Origin of the sequence: Micromonospora sp. NPDC050495 (genome assembly GCF_040655175.1) — a bacterium.
In the GTDB taxonomy this organism is placed as follows: Bacteria; Actinomycetota; Actinomycetes; order Mycobacteriales; family Micromonosporaceae; genus Micromonospora.
Window position 1 is genome coordinate 34744 of record NZ_JBFAJK010000020.1, and the last position, 15854, is coordinate 50597.

Sequence of the window (15854 nt, forward strand, 5' to 3'; positions counted from 1 at the left end):
TCACGGGTGGACCGCCAGCCGGCGGAAGATCATCGCGGACTGGAAGCCGCCGAAGCCGCTGCCCACCGAGAGCGCCACGTCCACCGGCACCTCCCGGGCCTCGTTGGGCACGTAGTCCAGGTCGCACTCCGGGTCCCTGGTGGCCCAGTTGGCGGTGGGCGGCACCACGCCGTACTCGATGGCCAGCGCGCACGCGGCCATCTCGATGGAGCCGATCGCGCCGAGCGAGTGCCCGACCATCGACTTGATCGAGCTGATCGGCACCCGGTACGCCGTCGCGCCCAGCGCCCGCTTGAAGGCGGCGGTCTCGTGCCGGTCGTTCTGCCGGGTGCCGGAGCCGTGCGCGCTGACGTACGACACGGCGGACGGGGCGAGCCGGGCCTGGCGCAGCGCGTCGCTGATGGCGACGGCCATCTCCGCCCCGTCCGGACGCAGCCCGGTCATGTGGAAGCCGTTGCTGCGGCTGGCGTAGCCGGCGACCTCGCAGTAGACGTGCGCGCCCCGGCGGCGGGCGTGCTCGGCCTCCTCCAGCACCAGCACGGCCGCGCCCTCGGCCAGCACGAAGCCGTGCCGGTCGGCGTCGAACGGCCGGGACGCGTGCGCCGGGTCGTCGTTGTCCGGGCTGGTGGCCCCGATGGCGTCGAACGAGGCGACGGTGACCGGGGAGATCGGCGAGTCGGCGGCGCCGGCCAGCACGATGTCCGCCTCGCCGTCGGCGACGAGCTGGTGGGCGTACCCGATGGCGTCGATGCCCGACGTGCAGCCGGTGGAGACCACCTGGGCCGGGCCGTGCAGGCCGTGCCGGCAGGCCACGTCGGCGGCCAGGCTGCTCGGGATCAGCGCCTGGTACAGGTACGGCCCGCCGAGGGTGTGGTCGACCAGCCAGTGCCGGCCGGAGTCGCTGACCCGCACGTACTCCTTCTCCAGCGCCATGGTGCCGCCGACCGCGGTGCCGAGCACCACGCCGGCCCGTTCCCGCTCGGCGTCGCTGAGGGTCAGGCCGCTGTCGGCGAGTGCCTCGGCGGAGCAGGCCAGCGCGAACTGCACGTACCGGTCGGCGCGCTGCCGTTCGGCGAGGGTGATGCCGGCGGCGTCCGGGTCGAAGTCGCACTCGGCGGCGATCTGGGAGCGGAACGGCGACGGGTCGAAGAAGCTGATCCGCCGGGTGGCGGTGCGCCCCTCGGTGATGGTCTTCCAGAACCGGTCCCGGGTGGCGCCGCCGGGTGCGACGACGCCGACGCCGGTGACCACGGTCCGCCGGCCGGTCACGACGGTGTCCGGGGTGGTGGGGCACCCTCGGTGTCGACGTGGCCGAGTTCCGGGCGGGGCGCGAGCGGCCCGAGGTGGAAGACCACCTCGGCCGGTTCGGCGCCGGTGTTGCGCAGCCGGTGCCGCACGTCCCTGGGCACGAACAGCGCCTCCCCGGCCGCGAGGGGCACCGGCCGGTCGTCCAGGTCGACGGTGATGGCGCCGCGGGCGACGTAGAGGAACTCCTCGCTGTACGGGTGGTAGTGCTCGGCGATCCGCTCCCCCGGCCCGAGGGTGGCCACCCCCATGAAGCCGGAGGTGCTGCCGACGGTCTTCGGGCCGAGCAGCACCCGCAGCTCGCCGCCGCGCCGCCGGTCGGCGGTGACGTCGTGGACGGAGACCCGGGCCGTGGAGGTGTCGGTCATCGCGCGCCTCCCGCGTACGCCCGCTCGATGCGCTCCTTGATGACGGCGAGCTGGACCTTGCTGTTGGTGTTGATCCGCTCGGTCATGCCGGCGTTGTCCACCGGCGCGGTGGGTTTCATGGCGAAGTCCTGCACCCAGGTCATCCGGGTGCCGCCGTCGATCTCGTCGTAGCGCCAGTGGATACGCATGTACTCGAACGGCCCGGTCTCCACCCGCCGGGCGTGCACCTCGCGGGCGCCCGGGTCGGCGGTGCGCTCGCTGACCCAGCTCCACGAGGTGCCGTTCTCGTCGGGGTGCATGGTCAACCGGAACCGGACCGTGTCGCCGTCGCGGTGCAGGATCTCGACCGCCGCGTACTCGGTGAACAGCTCGGTCCACCGGGCCACGTCGTTGGTGACCGCCCAGACCAGCCGCAGCGGCGCGGCGATGTCGACGGCGTTCTCGGTGTGCCCGGGCGGGTCGGCCTTGCGGGCCACCAGGTCGGCGACGCCGGCGATGCTCAGCTGCCCGGCCTGCTCCGGGATGGCCACCCGCCACCGGTCCGCGACCACGGCGGAGAGTTCGAGCAGGGCCAGCGAGTCCATGCCGAGCTCCTCCAGGCTGGCGGCCGGGGTGCGGGCGGCGGCCTCGGCGTCCAGGCCGCAGTGCGTGACCAGGATGTCGGTGATGTCGCCGGCGAGCGGGCGGTCGGGAGCTACGGTCATCGGTTCCTCCAAGCGGTCGGGCCGGCCGCGGGCGCGGCGGTGACGGGGGTACGGCCGGCCGCGTCGGTGTCGGCACGAGCGGCGGGTACCGGATCGGTGGCGGTGGGCGGCGCGGCCGGCGCGGCGCCGGCGCGGCCGGCCGGGCCGCCGAGCAGGCGGTCGACCAGGGCGGTGGTGTGCCGGGCCGCCCGGAACTCCGGGTCGCGCAGCACCCGCCGGGCGAACGGGATGGTGGTGCGGACCCCGGGGCCGGCCACGTCGAACTCGGCCAGCGCGCGGTCCAGCCGGGCCAGCGCGCCGTCCCGGTCCGGCGCCCACACGGCCACCTTGGCCAGCAGCGAGTCGTAGTGCGGGCTGACCAGGTAGCCGGGGTGGCCGTGGGTGTCGACCCGGGTAAACGGGCCGCCGGGGGGCCGGAACCGGTCGAGGCGGCCGGGCGCCGGCGCGAAGTCCCGGTCCGGGTCCTCCACATTGACCCGCGCCTCGATCGCCACGCCGCGCGGCCGGATCTGCTCCTGCCGCCACCGCAGCGGCGTCCCGGCGGCGATGTGCAGCTGCTCGTGGACCAGGTCGATCCCGGTGATCAGCTCGGTGACCGGGTGCTCCACCTGGATCCGGCAGTTGATCTCCAGGAAGTGGCACTCCTCGGCCGCGTCGACCAGGAACTCGAAGGTGCCGGCGCCGGTGAAGCCGACCGCCAGGGCCCCGCGCAGCGCCGTCTCGGCCAGGGTGTCCAGGGTGGCGGGGCGCAGCGCCGGCGCCGGGGCCTCCTCGACGAGCTTCTGGTGGCGACGCTGCACCGAACAGTCCCGGGTGCCCAGGTGGATGCCGTTGCCGTGGGCGTCGCAGAGCACCTGCACCTCGACGTGCCGGGCGTCGGTGAGGTACCGCTCGACGTACACCCGGTCGTCGCCGAAGGCGACCTGGGCGGCGGCCCGGGTGCGGGCGTACGCCCGGGGCAGCTCGGCGGCGGAGCGGACCACGCTCATCCCGCGCCCACCGCCGCCGGCGGCGGCCTTGACGATCACCGGGTAGCCGATCCCGGCGGCCACCTCCAGCGCCTCGGCGGCCGTCGGCAGGGTCCGCACGCTGCCCGGCGGCAGCGGCAGCCCGGCCTTGCTCATCAGCTCGCGGGCGGTGGACTTGTCGGCCAGCGCGGCCATCACCTGCGGCGGCGGGCCGACGAAGGTGAGCCCGTTCTCCGCGCAGATCTCGGCGAAGTCGGCGTCCTCGGAGAGGAAACCGTAGCCGGGGTGCACGGCCTGCGCGCCGGTCTGCCGGGCCGCCTCGACGATCGCGGCGGCGTTCAGGTAGCTCTGCCGGCTGGCCGCCGGTCCGATCCGGACCGTCTCGTCGGCCAGCCGCACCGGCAGCGAGTCGGCGTCCGCGCTGGAGTGCACCACCACGGTCCGTACGCCCAGCTCCCGGCAGGCCCGCAGCACCCGCAGCGCGATCTCGCCGCGGTTGGCGATCAGCACCTTCTCGAACATCACCCGTCCCGCCCGGTCACCGGTTCCAGGGCGATCAGCGGCTGGTCGTACTCGACCGGCTTGCCGTCCTCCACCAGCAGCTCCACCACCCGGCCGGCCTGGCCTGCGGTGACCTCGTTCATCAGCTTCATCGCCTCCACGATGCCGACCACCTGCCCGGGCCGGACCAGGTCGCCGACGGCCACGAAGGGCGCGGCGCCGGGCTCCGGGGCCCGGTAGAAGGTGCCCACCACCGGCGCCCGCACGGCCGGCCGGTCCGCGCCGGCGACCGGCTCGGCCACCGGCCGCGCGACCGGTTCCGGCTCGGCCCGGGGCGCGGGCGCCGGCGCGGCCGAGCCGTGCCACTCCACCTCCAGCACCGTCCCGCCGCTGCGCAGCCGCACCCGGCGTACCGGGCCGGCCAGTTCGGCGACGAGCTCGCGGGCCTGCCGGCACAACCCCTCCAGCACCCCGTCCGGGTCCGGCGCGGCGCTCACCGGGTCGTCCCGGCGGTGCGGGCGGCGCCGTAGCGGCGGAACCGGTTGCGGCGGCGCCGGACCAGGGTGGCCGTCGGCACGTCGAGCAGGCCGGCGAGGTGGCCCGCGACCGCCCGGCCGAGCAGGTCGGCGGCGGCGGCCGGATCGCCGTGGGCGGCGGGCGCCGGCTCGGGCACCACCTCGTCGACCACCCCGAGCCGGCACAGGTCGGCGGCGGTGAGCCGCAACGCCCGGGCGGCCTGCGGGGCGGCGGAGCTGTCCGGCCAGAGGATCGCCGCGCAGCCCTCCGGGCTGATCACCGAGTAGACCGCGTGTTCCAGCATCAGCACCCGGTCGGCGACGGCGAGCGCGAGGGCGCCGCCGCTGCCGCCCTCCCCGGTGACCACCGCGACCACCGGGGTGGGCAGCACGCTCAGCGCCAGGATGTTCTCGGCGATCGCCGCCGCCTGCCCCTGCTGCTCCGCGCTCACCCCCGGGTCCGCGCCCGGGGTGTCCACCAGGGTCACCACGGGCAGACCGAGCCGGGCGGCCAGCCGCATCAGCCGCAGCGCCTTGCGGTGCCCGGCGGGGCTGGCCATGCCGAAGTTGCGGGCCACCAGCTCGGCCGTGGTGTGTCCCTTCTGGTGGCCGATCACCATCACCGGCCGCCCGTCCAGCCGGGCCAGCCCGCCGACCACCGCCGGGCAGTCCGCGCCGAGCCGGTCGCCGTGCAGCTCCACGAAGCCGTCGAAGGCGGTCTCCAGGTAGTCCAGGGTGGTGGGCCGGCCGGGGTGCCGCGCCGTGCGTACCGTCTCCCAGGCGTCCCGGCGGGGGCCGGCCGCCGTCGCGGGACCGGCCGCGGGCGCCGGGACCGGCGCCGGCTCCTGCCGGGGTACGCGCGGACGCCGGTTCGTCCGGCCCGCGCCGGCGGCGGCGAGCAGCGCGGTCAACCGGCCACGCAGCGCCTGCCGGGGCACCACCAGGTCGACCTGCCCGTGCCGGAGCAGGAACTCGGCGGTCTGGAAGCCCTCCGGCAGGGTGGCCCCGGTGACCTGGCGGATCACCCGCGGCCCGGCGAAGCCCATCCGCGCGCCGCTCTCGGCGAGCAGCACGTCGGTGTTGGTGGCGAACGAGGCGGCCACCCCGCCGTACGTCGGGTCGGTGATGACGCTGACGGTGAACAGTCCCGCCTCGCGCAGCCCGGCGATGGCCTGGCTGACCGTGGCCATCTGCATCAACGCCAGCGCGCCCTCCTGCATCCGGGCCCCGCCGGACGCGGTCACCAGCACCAGCGGCACCTCGTCGGCCTGCGCCCGCTCGGCGGTGCGGGTGATCAGCTCGCCGACGGCGCAGCCGAGGCTGCCGCCGAGAAACCGGAAGTCCATCACCGCCAGCGCCACCGGGTGCCCGCCGATGCGGGCCGTGCCGCAGACCACGGCCTCCTCGAGGCCGGTGCCGGCACGGGCCGCGCCCAGCCGCTGCGGGTACGGCAGGGCGTCGACGAAGCCGATCGGGTCGACCCGGGCGGCGCGGTCCGGCAGCGGGGTGAACGAATCCGCGTCGACCAGCTGCGCCACCCGGTCCGGGGCGTCGAGCCGGGCGTGCGACCCGCACTCCGGGCAGACGTCGAGGTTGCGGCGCAGCCGCTTGCGGTACAGGAGTGAGGCGCAGCCGGCGCAGCGCGACCAGAGCTGCTCGTCGCGGGGCGCGGTGGTGGTCACGGCCGCCGCCCGGGGGCGTCGTACCGGTAGAAGCAGTGCGCCATCGCGTCCCGGGGCGAGCGCCAGGTCGGCAGGTACGGCGAGATGAACGGGCGCAGCCGTTCGCTGACCCGGACGAACTCGGGATGGCCGCGGGCGTCCTCGACGGCGCCCTCGGCCGGCCGCTCCGTCTCGAGCAGGTGGACGTACAGGTCGTGCAGCCGGTAGAGCGACCGGTGCCGGACGCCGACCAGACCGGGCAGGTCGGTGGCGTCGGACTCGGCGAATATCTCGGCGACCCGGTCCTCGGCGGTGGGCACCACCTTGGCGACGATGAGCGAACGATCCATGGACAGCCTCCCCTGGGGGCGTCCCGGCACGGGTACCACCGGTTCCGCCGGACGACTGCCGACACGGTGCCGCCGGCGCCGTCAACGCGGCGTCACCCGGCCGCCATCCCACCCGGAATACGGTGACGCTCCGTTGACGCAACCTGTGCGCGAGCTATCCGAAGGTCATCTTCAGGATTTGCCAGGGCAACACTTCTCCGCAGTTCAACGTGGGTTTGATTGGTTCCAGAGAAGACTGTCGCATAGACGGCCACCCGTTGACCCAGCGTAATCGGCGTTGATAATCTCCGTCCTGATAAGCCCGGCGTCCGCGGCACCGGCCGCGGCGGCCAAGCCGCGCCGACACCGGGGTCGCGGGCCGCCGAGCCGGGCGTCACGAGACGGTCGGGACGAGGGTTCCGGTGCAGGGGGTGCGCCCGTGTCCGGTCATTCGAGGATGCCGACGGCCGGGGACCCGGAACCGCCACGGGTGTCGCTGCACCTGCTGGGAGGCTTCCGGCTGCTGCACGACGACGTCCCGGTGGTGGTGCCCCGGGGCCTGCAACGGGTCATCGCCCTGATCGGGCTCCAACCGGCCGCCACCCGCAGCCACCTGGCCGGGCTGCTCTGGCCGGAGACCTCCGAGGAGCGGGCGTTGTCGTCGCTGCGGACCGCGCTGTGGCGGTTGCGGCAGGACCCGTGCTGCCCGCTGCTCACCGACGGCGACACCGTCCGGCTCGGCGACTCCGTACGCCTCGACGTGGACGAGCTGGTCGGGGCCGCCACCCGGGTCCGCGCCGGCGACCTGCCCCGGGTCGCCGCCGAGATCTGCCGGCACGACCTGCTCCCCGGCTGGTACGACGACTGGGTGCTGCTGGAACGCGAGCGGCTGCGCCAGCTGCGCCTGCACCTGCTGGAGGAGCTGGCCGGCAACCACCTGGCCGCCGGCCGGCACGGCGAGGCCCTGGAGGCGGCCCTGGCGGCGATGGCCGCCGAGCCGCTGCGGGAGACCCCGCATCGCCTGGTGGTCCGCGTCCACCTGGCCGAGGGCAACGCGTTCGAGGCGGTGCACGCCTTCTACGTCTACCGGGACCTGCTCCTGCGCGAGCTGCGGCTGGAACCCTCGCCGGCGATGGCCGCGCTGCTCGCCGACACCCTCGCCCCGATCCGGCACGCCAGCCGCCGGGAGCCGCCGCGCCGCCCGGACCGCGCCGGCCCGGCGCCGCAGCGGGGCCCGACCGCACCCACCGCCCCGGGCAACCGGTGAGTCGGGTCGGTTCGGTACCAGGTTCCGACCGCAGCCCGTTGCGGCCGGGCCGGCCCCGGTCGGTCCGCGCGCACCGGCCACAGTCGACGTCACCGGGTGGGAATGCCCGGTGACGGGCAGGTGACAGCACTGCCGGCAGGCTGGCGGCACACGGCGCCCGAGGCCCCCCGGCCGGCGAGACCCGGGCGGCACCGGCGAGAGGGGTCGGAGATGAGTCGACTGTTGGTGGTCAGCCGGATCGTGCCGGGCGCCGAGGGACGGGTGGGCCAGATCCTCGCCGAGGCCGACGCGACCGGGCTGCCCCGGCTCACCGGGCTGCGGCACCGCTCGCTCTACTCGCTGCACGACCTCTGCGTCCATCTCATGGAGACCACGGACGTCGACCCGGACACGGCGGCCGAGGCCCGCGCCCACCCGCTGTACCGGCGGGTCGACGAACGGCTCGCCGCGCACACCTCGCCGTACCTGCCGACCTGGCGGTCACCGCGGGACGCCATCGCGCCCTGCTTCTACAGCTGGAACGCGGCCGACGAGCCCGCGGCGGGTTCGCTGCGCTGAACCGCCCGCCCCGCGCGGGCCCGGACCGGGCGTCCCGGACCCCTGATGGCACCAGGGTCCGGGGCGCCCTCGCGTCGCGGCACGCTCCGTCATCCCCCCGCCACCCGGCGACACCCCGCATTCCACCGGCGCCGGGATCGGGCGGACCTCCCTGTCGTCCCGGCCGCACGTGTGCGAAGCTGCCCCGGGTTTCTCGCGACTGTCGAGCACATACATATGAGGAGGTAGGCCGTGCCGTCGAATCTCGGGCAGTGGCTGGTCCTGATCCTGGCCCTGGTGGTGGGTCTGGTGATCGGCTGGGTGGTGAGCGGCCGGCGCACCGGCGCCGACCGGGTGTCGCCCACCGTGGAGGGTGCGCCGGCGGGCGCCGTCGTCGACCAGGAGCGGCCGACGGCCGTGGTCGACGAGATGCCGCCGGCCGTCGCCGTGACGGAGGAGCCGACGCCCGCCGACCAGGACGCGGCCGAGCCGGTCGCCGCTGCCGAGCCGGTCGCCGCCGAGCCGGTGGCCGCCGAGCCGGTTGCGGCCGATGAGCCGGTCGCCGCTGAGCCGGTCGCCGCCGAGCCGGTTGCGGCCGATGAGCCGGTTGCCGCTGAGCCGGTTGCCGTGGCCGAGCCGGTCGCGGCTGCCGCCGAGCCGGCGGGTGCCGGAGCGCTGGCCGAGCCGGTCGCCACGACGGACGGGCCGGCCGAGGTCACGCCGGTGACGGTGCCGGCGCAGCGGACCGCCGTCGAGGACGCCGTCCCCGCCGGCGCGGAGGCCGCCGACGACTTCCGCCGGATCCAAGGCATCGGGCCCAAGTTGGCCGCCGCGCTGCAGGCCGCCGGGATCCGTACCTACCAGCAGCTCGCCGAGTTGGACGAGGCGGCGCTGCGGGAGACCGTCAAGGCCGCCGGGCTGCGCGCCGCGCCGGGCCTGGCGACCTGGTCGCAGCAGGCCAAGGTGCTGGCCGGCGCCCGTGACGAGGCCACCGCGGTGCTCCCGGCGGGCGGCGCCGACGCCTGAGTCAGGTCCGGGCCGGTGCTGACCGACGGTCGTCACCGGCCCGGCCGGACCCCCGCGTGCTGCGGCGGGGGCGGCCGGGCCGGATAGCCGAAAGCACACCCGGGCCCGAGCGGGCGTCGTTACGGTCGGTACAGGGCCAGAAGGGGCCCGCCGCGCCGATCCGCCCGCAGGAGCAGTTCGTGCCCTTCGCCACGCCGGAGCCATCCCCCGCACGGCAGCCCCTGGTGCGCGACCCGGAGTCACCACGTCGGGTGACCCTGCTGGAGCTCTTCTTCGATCTGGTCTACGTGGTCGCGCTCTCCCTCATCTCGCGCGGCCTGATCGTCGGCCTGGACTGGGAGCGCGCCTTCCAGTCCCTGATCATGCTGATGGCGATGTGGTGGACCTGGGCGATCACCACCCTGGTCACCGACCTGTACGACCCGCAGCGCGCCGAGATCAAGGTGCTGATCATCGCGGTGATGTTCGGGGCGCTGCTGATGACCACCGCCATCCCGGAGGCGTTCGCCGCCCGCGGCCTGATCTTCGCCGGGACGTACGTGGCGATCCATCTCGGTCGCGGGCTGTACCTGATGCCGGCCGTACGGCGACACCGCCAGACCCAGCGCCGGGCGACCCGGATCTTCATCTGGTTCGCCGTCTCGGCGGTGCCGTGGCTGATCGGTGGCGTGGTGTCGAGCGAGGGATACAGCCGGGAGTCGTGGTGGGCGCTGGCGCTGGCGATCGACTACGTCGGCTTCCGGCTGGCCTACCCGGTGCCCGGCCTCGGCGTGGTGCCGGACGCCCAGCGGGCGGTGACCGCCGAACACCTCTCCGAGCGCTACCAGCAGTTCTTCATCATCGCGCTAGGCGACGCCATCCTGGTCGCCGGCACCGTCTTCAGCCTGCACCACTCCGAGGTGGAGAACATCGCCGCCTTCACCACCGCGTTCAGCACCACCCTGCTGCTCTGGCGGATCTACGTGCACAAGTCCGGCGAGCTGCTGCCGCACGCGATCGCCCGGTCGCGACAGCCGGCCCGGTTCCTGAACACCGCCCCCTACACGCACCTGCTGATGGTGGCGGGGGTGGTGACCACCGCCGCCGGCTTCGACCTGGTGCTGCTCGAACCGACCGGGCACACCCCACCGGCCTGGCTGGCGGTCATCATCGGCGGGCCGGCGTTGTTCCTGGTCGGTCGCGCCGCGTTCGAGTACGAGGTGTTCAGCCGGGTGTCGCTGTCCCGTCCCGGCGGCGTCCTGGCCCTGCTCACCATCGCGCCGGGCGTGCTGTTCCTCGCGCCGGTCTACGCCTCGCTCGGCGCCATGCTGGTGCTGGCCGGCGTCGCCATCGCCGACCACCTGCGCAGCCGGGGCAGGCCGCCGGAGGAACCGGCGCCGCCGCACTAGCCGGTGACACCACCGGAGGCCCGCACCCGCGCCGGCCCGATGCGATCGAAATCAGCCTCGCCGATGCCGCACACCGTTTGGCCGGCGACCCGCCCGGGGTACATGACCTCCACCTCGAATCCACCACAACCCCGTGGAGGCAACCCATGCGCGGCACCTCGATACTCGGCGTCCTGGTCGTCATCTGGCTCATCATCGGCGCGATCGCCGCCGGTCAGCGCGGCTACTACTCGAACGACGACACCAACTGCGCCGAGGCCGGCACCATCCTGGTCACCATCGTGGCCGGCCCGCTGAACTACATCGGCGCCAACCCCAAGGTGGACTGCAAGCTGCCCGAGCCGTCCAAGTAGGTCACCCCCGCTCCGTTCCTCCCGGCCCGCGCCCCGCTCCCCCGCGGCGCGGGCCTCGTCGTGCCGGCGCGGGCAGCGGCACCGCCCGTAGAGCTTCCTAGGAGGCTGGGCTTTCGCGGGTGAGCGGGGCGTTTACCGGCCGGCGGGACGGGAAGGGCAGCGGTCCGGCGCGCAGGGAACGGGAGAACCGGCATGCAGATCGGCTACAAGCTGGCCTCGGAGGCGTTCGGACCGCAGGAGCTGATCCGCCAGGCGGTCCGCGCCGAGCAGGTGGGGTTCGACTTCGTCGAGATGAGCGACCACTACCACCCGTGGCTGGAGGTGCAGGGCCACTCCTGCTTCACCTGGAGCGCGCTGGGCGCCGTCGCGGCGAAGACCAGCACGCTGCGCCTGGCCACCGGGGTGACCTGCCCGAGCGTCCGCTACCACCCGGCGATCATCGCGCAGGCCGCCGCCACCATGGCGCTGATCTCCGACGGCCGGTTCACCCTCGGCGTGGGCGCCGGGGAGCGGCTCAACGAGCACGTCGTCGGGCAGGGCTTCCCGAGCGTGCGCGGCCGGCACGAACGACTCCGCGAAGCGCTGGAGATCATCCGGCTGCTCTGGCGGGGCGGCTACCAGTCGTACGAGGGACGGCACCTGCAACTGGAGGACGCCCGGGTGTGGGACCTGCCGGACACGCCGCCGGTGATCGCGGTGGCGGCCAGCGGGCAGGATTCAGCGGCGCTCGCCGCAGAACTGGGCGACGGACTGTTCGCCACCGAGCCGAAGTCGTCCATCGTCGGGCACTACCGGGACGCCGGCGGCGCCGGTCCCCGGTACGCCGAGGTGCCGCTGGCCTGGGCCACGGACGAAAAGCAGGCGGTCCGGGCGGCGAAGGAGTCCAGCCGGTGGGCGGTCACCGGGTGGAAGGTGATGAGCGAGCTGCCCAACCCGGCGAACTTCGACGCCGCCACGGTCTGGGTGGAGGATCACCACATCCGCCAGCAGTTCTCGGTGGGCCCGGACCCGGCCGTGCACCTGGCCAAGGCGCGGGCCTACGTCGAGGCGGGCTACGACCACATCGTGTTGCAGAACGCCGGCCCCGACCCGGACGGCTTCCTCGACTTCTTCGCCGCCGAACTCGCCGCCCCGCTGCGCGCCATGGGCTGAGCCCGCCGCGCGCCACGGCCTGATCCCGCCGGGCACCCGAGCCCGCCGCGCACCGGGACCGGCTGAGCGCCGCGAGTCAGCCGCCGACGTGGATGCCGGGGCGGCGGGTGGGGTCCGGTTCGGACTTGCGAATGATCTCCCGGACCACCGGCGGGGTGTCGCCCCGGCCCAGGATCAGGTAGCGCAGCAGGTGGGCGATCGGGTTGCCCTCGGACCACTCGAAGTGGCAGTGCGGCCGGATGCCGGTGGCGTCGCGCAGCGCCAGCAGGATCGCGGCGATCGCGTTCGGGGCGGCCGGGCTGCCGGCCCGCAGGATCCGGTACCCGCCGACCTCCACCCCCTGCACCCGCAGCACGCCGCTGAACCGCGACGGGTCGGTGACGTCGATCTCCAGGAAGAGCACGTCGGCGGCGCCGGGCACCGGGTTCATCCCGCGCTGCGCCCGCTCCTTGACCCGGTACTCCTTGAGCGAGCCGCTCTGCCGCTTGTTCGCGATCAGGTGCAGCCGGCCGTCGTGGGCGACCGATTCGGCGACGAAGCGGCGGGCGGCGTCGTCGAACTCGATCGCCTCGGCCCGCAGCTCGGTGGTCCGGGACACCCGGGAGACCAGCGAGACGACGATGATGCCGGCGATGAAGAGGCCGGAGATGGTGATCCCGTCGGGCTTCGCGACCACGTTCTCCACCAGCGCGTAGAGCAGCACCACGGTGAGCGCCGCGAAGCCGGCCCCGGCGAACCGGTGCCGCTCCGCGTACGCGGAGATGGTCACCGCGATCGCCCCGGAGACCATCATGGCCAGGATGCCGGTGGCGTACGCGCCGGCCTGGGCGTTGACGTCGGCCCGGAAGGCGACCGTGATGCCGATGCTGATCGCGGTGTAGACCAGCACCACCGGTCGCACGGCCCGCCCCCATTCCGGCGCCATGCCGTACGAGGGCAGGTAGCGGGGCACGATGTTGATCAGGCCGGCCATCGCGGAGGCGCCGGCGAACCAGAGGATGAGGATGCTGCTGATGTCGTACCCGGTGCCGAAGGCCTCACCCAGGTGTTCGTGCGCCAGGAAGGCCAGCGCCCGCCCGTTGGCCGCCCCGCCGGGGCGGAACTCGTCGGCCGGGATCAGCACGGTGGTCACGAACGTGGTGGCGATCAGGTAGACCGACATGATCAACGCGGCGGTGGTGAGCAGCTTGCGGGTGTTGCGGACCCGCACCGCCAGCCGCTGCTCGGGGTCCGCGCCGCCCCCCTTGACCAGCGGCATCATGCTCACCCCGGTCTCGAACCCGGACAGCCCCAGGACCAGCAGCGGGAACGCCAGCACGCTGGTGCCCAGCACGTCGCCGAGCCCGCCGAGCCGGGTCAGCCGGTCGGTCCAGCCGGTGAGCACCGCCGGGTCGGCGGCGACCGCCGCGAGGCCGGCGACCACGATCACCGCGTTCAGCGCCAGGAAGACCGCGACCAGCGGGATGGCCACCTGCACCGCCTCGCTGAAGCCCAGCAGGAACACCCCGCCGAGGACGAGCAGCAGCACCACCGTCACCACCACGGCGGCCGTGCTGCCGTTCGGGAACGACTCGGGCAGGACCGGGTTCTCCAGCAGGTGCACGGTGGCGTCGGCCGCCGACAGGGTGATCGTGATGATCCAGGAGGTGGCCACGAACCCGAGCAACACCAGCACGAAGATCTTGCCGCGCCAGAACGGCAGCAGCCGCTCCAGCATGGCCACCGAGCCCTGCCCGTGTGGGCTCTCCCGGGCCACCCGCCGGTACATCGGCAGCATCCCGAGCAGGGTCAGCGCGACGATCAGCAGGGTCGCCAGCGGCGAGAGCGCGCCGGCCGCCACGGCGGCGATGCCGGGCAGGTAGGACAGCGTGGAGAAGTAGTCGACCCCGGTCAGGCACATGACCTGCCACCAGGGGCGCGCCGACACCTGGTGCTCGCGGGTCTCCGGGCCGACCGGCTGCACCCGGTGCGCGAAGAGCCACCGGGTGAGCGGGCGGTCCGGCTCCCGGGGTTTGACCGGGCTGTCCACGCACGCCGGGATCACGCCCGGCTCCCGGCCGGAGCGTTCCCGCCGGTCCGGGTCCCGGGCGGCGCGCAGGGCCCGCTCCGCCGCGGGCGGGTGCGCGTGGTCGCGCCGCCCCCGGGTACGCCGGGGCCGCTCCCCGCTCCGCCCGTCCACCATCCGCATCCCTTCCCGGCCCTGTCCCGACGGTAGGCGGTACCCCGGGTCCCGCCCGGCGGAACCCGACAAAGCCGGCCGGAGATCCGCGGGCCCGGTGGTCAGCCGGGCGCGCCGACCAGGGCGGCGCGCAGCGCCTGCGGGTCGGTCACCGTGACGGTCACCGCCGGGTGGGCCGGCCAGGGACCGGGGACCAGCGCCGGCACCGGGGTGGCGAACCGCAGGCAGAGCCCGGCGGTCACGCTGCTGCCGAAGGTCGCCCCGCCGTCGGCCAGGGACAGGTGCGGCCCGATCGCCCGCCACCAGCGGTACGGCCCGCCCAGCTCCGCCCCGGTGACGTTCGCCCGTGGGGTGCGCAGCCGCCAGGGCCCGAACCGGACGGTCACCTCGTCGGGGCCCACCTCGACCCGGGCCGTGTCCGGGCGGACCCCGAGCAGGGCCAGCGGCAGCCGGAACGGCCGGTCGAAGCGGAACGCGAAGCGGCGGACCGTGCCGTCCGGGGTCGGCCCGGTGCGGGCCGGTTCGCTCTGTGCCATGGCCGCGAGGTACCCGGCCCGACCGCGCCGACACCCGCCACCGCTCAGGTGGGGCCGGCCCAGCCGGTGCCCCGTACGCCGGGACCGGCCGGCACCCCCCGGGCCGGCCGGTCCCCTCCCGCTCGGATCATCCGCGCAGGTCCAGCCGGTCGGCCAGCCAGCCGAGCCGGTCGTCGCGGGCCTGGCTCGCGCCCAGGTCGTGCTCCTCCTGCGGGTAGAGCGACACCCGGGCCCGCGGCGCGGCCGCGGCGAAGGCGGCCCGGGTCTCCGCGCTCACGAACCGGTCCGCCCCGGCGAACTGGAGGTACGCCCCGGCGCCGAGCCGCCCCACCTGGCCCACCGGGTCCAGTCCGGCGAAGACCGCCCGGTACGCCGCCTGCTGTCCCGCCGGCAGGTGCAGCCAGTACGTGTCGAACCAGTTCGCCCAGGTGGCGTCGGGCGCGAGGAGGACCGCGCCGCGCAGCCCCGGCTCGGTGGCGGCCAGGCCGGCGCCGTACATCGCGCCGTAGTCGTGGCCGACCACCGCGGTGCGGGTGCGGTCCACGCCGGGCTCGGCGAGCAGCCGCCGGTACGCCTGCCGCACGGCGTCGAGCTGGGCGGTGACCGCGCTCCGGTCCCGGGCGTCGCCGACCGGGTCACCGGCCCACGGGAAGGTGAGCTGGGGCAGCACGGAGACCACGCCGCGCCCGGCCAGCAGGGTCGCGTCGGTGAGGAACTCGCCGCGGTCCTGGCTGGCCCGGCCGGGCTCGAACCAGTGCAGGTCGAGCACGCCGGCCAGCCGGCCGCCGGCCCGCTGCGGCCGGACCAGCCAGGCCCGCACGGCGGGCTGGCCGGGCACCGGGATCTCGATGTCCCGGACCAGCACGGCCGGCGCGGACCCGCCACCGGCGGGCGCGGCCCCGGTCGCGCCGGCCGGCGCCGGGGCGTGCGCGCCGGCACCGCCGGTGAGCACGCCGGAGACCAGCAGCACGGCCGTGGACGCAAGGATCGTGAGAGGTCGCACCAGCACCACCTCCGTAAGTTTTTAAACACGTTTTATAACTGATGACGTTAGGATGGGCGGCG

The 15854-nt window shown here is 75.0% G+C and carries 16 protein-coding genes; 6 read left to right on the forward strand and 10 right to left on the reverse strand.

All coding sequences use genetic code 11. The annotated features are described in order from the left end of the window. The 7 genes from AB0I11_RS20100 to AB0I11_RS20130 are packed head-to-tail and all read right to left on the reverse strand — an operon-like array spanning position 1 to position 6372. The gene (locus AB0I11_RS20100) at positions 1-1269 is read right to left on the reverse strand and encodes a beta-ketoacyl-[acyl-carrier-protein] synthase family protein (RefSeq protein WP_357322290.1); all 1269 of its coding nucleotides are present in this window, start codon (positions 1267-1269) and stop codon (positions 1-3) included. Continuing rightward, on the reverse strand, positions 1266-1673 hold the full coding sequence (locus AB0I11_RS20105) for a cupin domain-containing protein (protein WP_357322293.1): 408 nt from the start codon (positions 1671-1673) through the stop codon (positions 1266-1268). Before AB0I11_RS20105 ends, AB0I11_RS20100 begins: the two co-directional genes overlap by 4 nt. Then, positions 1670-2377, reverse strand: a complete 708-nt coding sequence (locus AB0I11_RS20110) for an SRPBCC family protein (protein WP_357322297.1) — start codon at positions 2375-2377, stop codon at positions 1670-1672. The genes AB0I11_RS20105 and AB0I11_RS20110 overlap by 4 nt, the downstream gene beginning before the upstream one ends. After that, a complete protein-coding gene (locus tag AB0I11_RS20115; RefSeq protein WP_357322299.1) occupies positions 2374-3867 on the reverse strand; it encodes an acetyl-CoA carboxylase biotin carboxylase subunit in 1494 nt (497 codons plus the stop codon). The genes AB0I11_RS20110 and AB0I11_RS20115 overlap by 4 nt, the downstream gene beginning before the upstream one ends. Then, complete coding sequence (gene accB / locus AB0I11_RS20120; protein WP_357322302.1) at positions 3867-4343, reverse strand: acetyl-CoA carboxylase biotin carboxyl carrier protein; 477 nt, start codon at positions 4341-4343, stop codon at positions 3867-3869. The genes AB0I11_RS20115 and accB overlap by 1 nt, the downstream gene beginning before the upstream one ends. Then, the gene (locus AB0I11_RS20125; RefSeq protein ID WP_357322305.1) at positions 4340-6043 is read right to left on the reverse strand and encodes an acetyl-CoA carboxylase carboxyltransferase subunit alpha; all 1704 of its coding nucleotides are present in this window, start codon (positions 6041-6043) and stop codon (positions 4340-4342) included. Before AB0I11_RS20125 ends, accB begins: the two co-directional genes overlap by 4 nt. After that, a complete protein-coding gene (locus AB0I11_RS20130) occupies positions 6040-6372 on the reverse strand; it encodes a TcmI family type II polyketide cyclase (protein WP_357322308.1) in 333 nt (110 codons plus the stop codon). Before AB0I11_RS20130 ends, AB0I11_RS20125 begins: the two co-directional genes overlap by 4 nt. Before the next feature lie 436 nt (positions 6373-6808). Between AB0I11_RS20130 and AB0I11_RS20135 the strand changes: the two genes are divergently transcribed. The 6 genes from AB0I11_RS20135 to AB0I11_RS20160 all read left to right on the forward strand — a co-directional run bounded on the left by AB0I11_RS20135 (position 6809) and on the right by AB0I11_RS20160 (position 12074). Beyond that, positions 6809-7618: a BTAD domain-containing putative transcriptional regulator gene (locus tag AB0I11_RS20135; RefSeq protein WP_357322311.1), complete on the forward strand. Its 810-nt coding sequence runs from the start codon at positions 6809-6811 to the stop codon at positions 7616-7618. 210 nt (positions 7619-7828) lie between these two features. Further along, the gene (locus AB0I11_RS20140) at positions 7829-8176 is read left to right on the forward strand and encodes a TcmI family type II polyketide cyclase (protein WP_357322314.1); all 348 of its coding nucleotides are present in this window, start codon (positions 7829-7831) and stop codon (positions 8174-8176) included. Positions 8177-8407: 231 nt separating this feature from the next. Then, the gene (locus AB0I11_RS20145; protein ID WP_357322317.1) at positions 8408-9181 is read left to right on the forward strand and encodes a helix-hairpin-helix domain-containing protein; all 774 of its coding nucleotides are present in this window, start codon (positions 8408-8410) and stop codon (positions 9179-9181) included. A 179-nt stretch (positions 9182-9360) separates the two neighbouring features. Further along, positions 9361-10569, forward strand: a complete 1209-nt coding sequence (locus AB0I11_RS20150; RefSeq protein WP_357322320.1) for a low temperature requirement protein A — start codon at positions 9361-9363, stop codon at positions 10567-10569. Positions 10570-10715: 146 nt separating this feature from the next. Further along, positions 10716-10922, forward strand: a complete 207-nt coding sequence (locus AB0I11_RS20155) for a hypothetical protein (RefSeq protein ID WP_046564384.1) — start codon at positions 10716-10718, stop codon at positions 10920-10922. 192 nt (positions 10923-11114) lie between these two features. Further along, positions 11115-12074, forward strand: a complete 960-nt coding sequence (locus AB0I11_RS20160; RefSeq protein WP_357322324.1) for a TIGR03557 family F420-dependent LLM class oxidoreductase — start codon at positions 11115-11117, stop codon at positions 12072-12074. 76 nt (positions 12075-12150) lie between these two features. On the opposite strand, the gene AB0I11_RS20165 is transcribed toward AB0I11_RS20160, so the two are convergent. The 3 genes from AB0I11_RS20165 to AB0I11_RS20175 form a co-directional block, all read right to left on the reverse strand. Further along, positions 12151-14256 carry an amino acid transporter gene (locus AB0I11_RS20165; protein WP_357322327.1) on the reverse strand — a complete coding sequence of 702 codons (2106 nt, stop codon included), beginning with the start codon at positions 14254-14256 and terminating at the stop codon, positions 12151-12153. 98 nt (positions 14257-14354) lie between these two features. Beyond that, positions 14355-14789: a hypothetical protein gene (locus AB0I11_RS20170; RefSeq protein ID WP_357322330.1), complete on the reverse strand. Its 435-nt coding sequence runs from the start codon at positions 14787-14789 to the stop codon at positions 14355-14357. Between the two features lie 127 nt (positions 14790-14916). Further along, the gene (locus tag AB0I11_RS20175; RefSeq protein WP_357322333.1) at positions 14917-15792 is read right to left on the reverse strand and encodes a hypothetical protein; all 876 of its coding nucleotides are present in this window, start codon (positions 15790-15792) and stop codon (positions 14917-14919) included. Positions 15793-15854 lie beyond the last annotated feature (62 nt).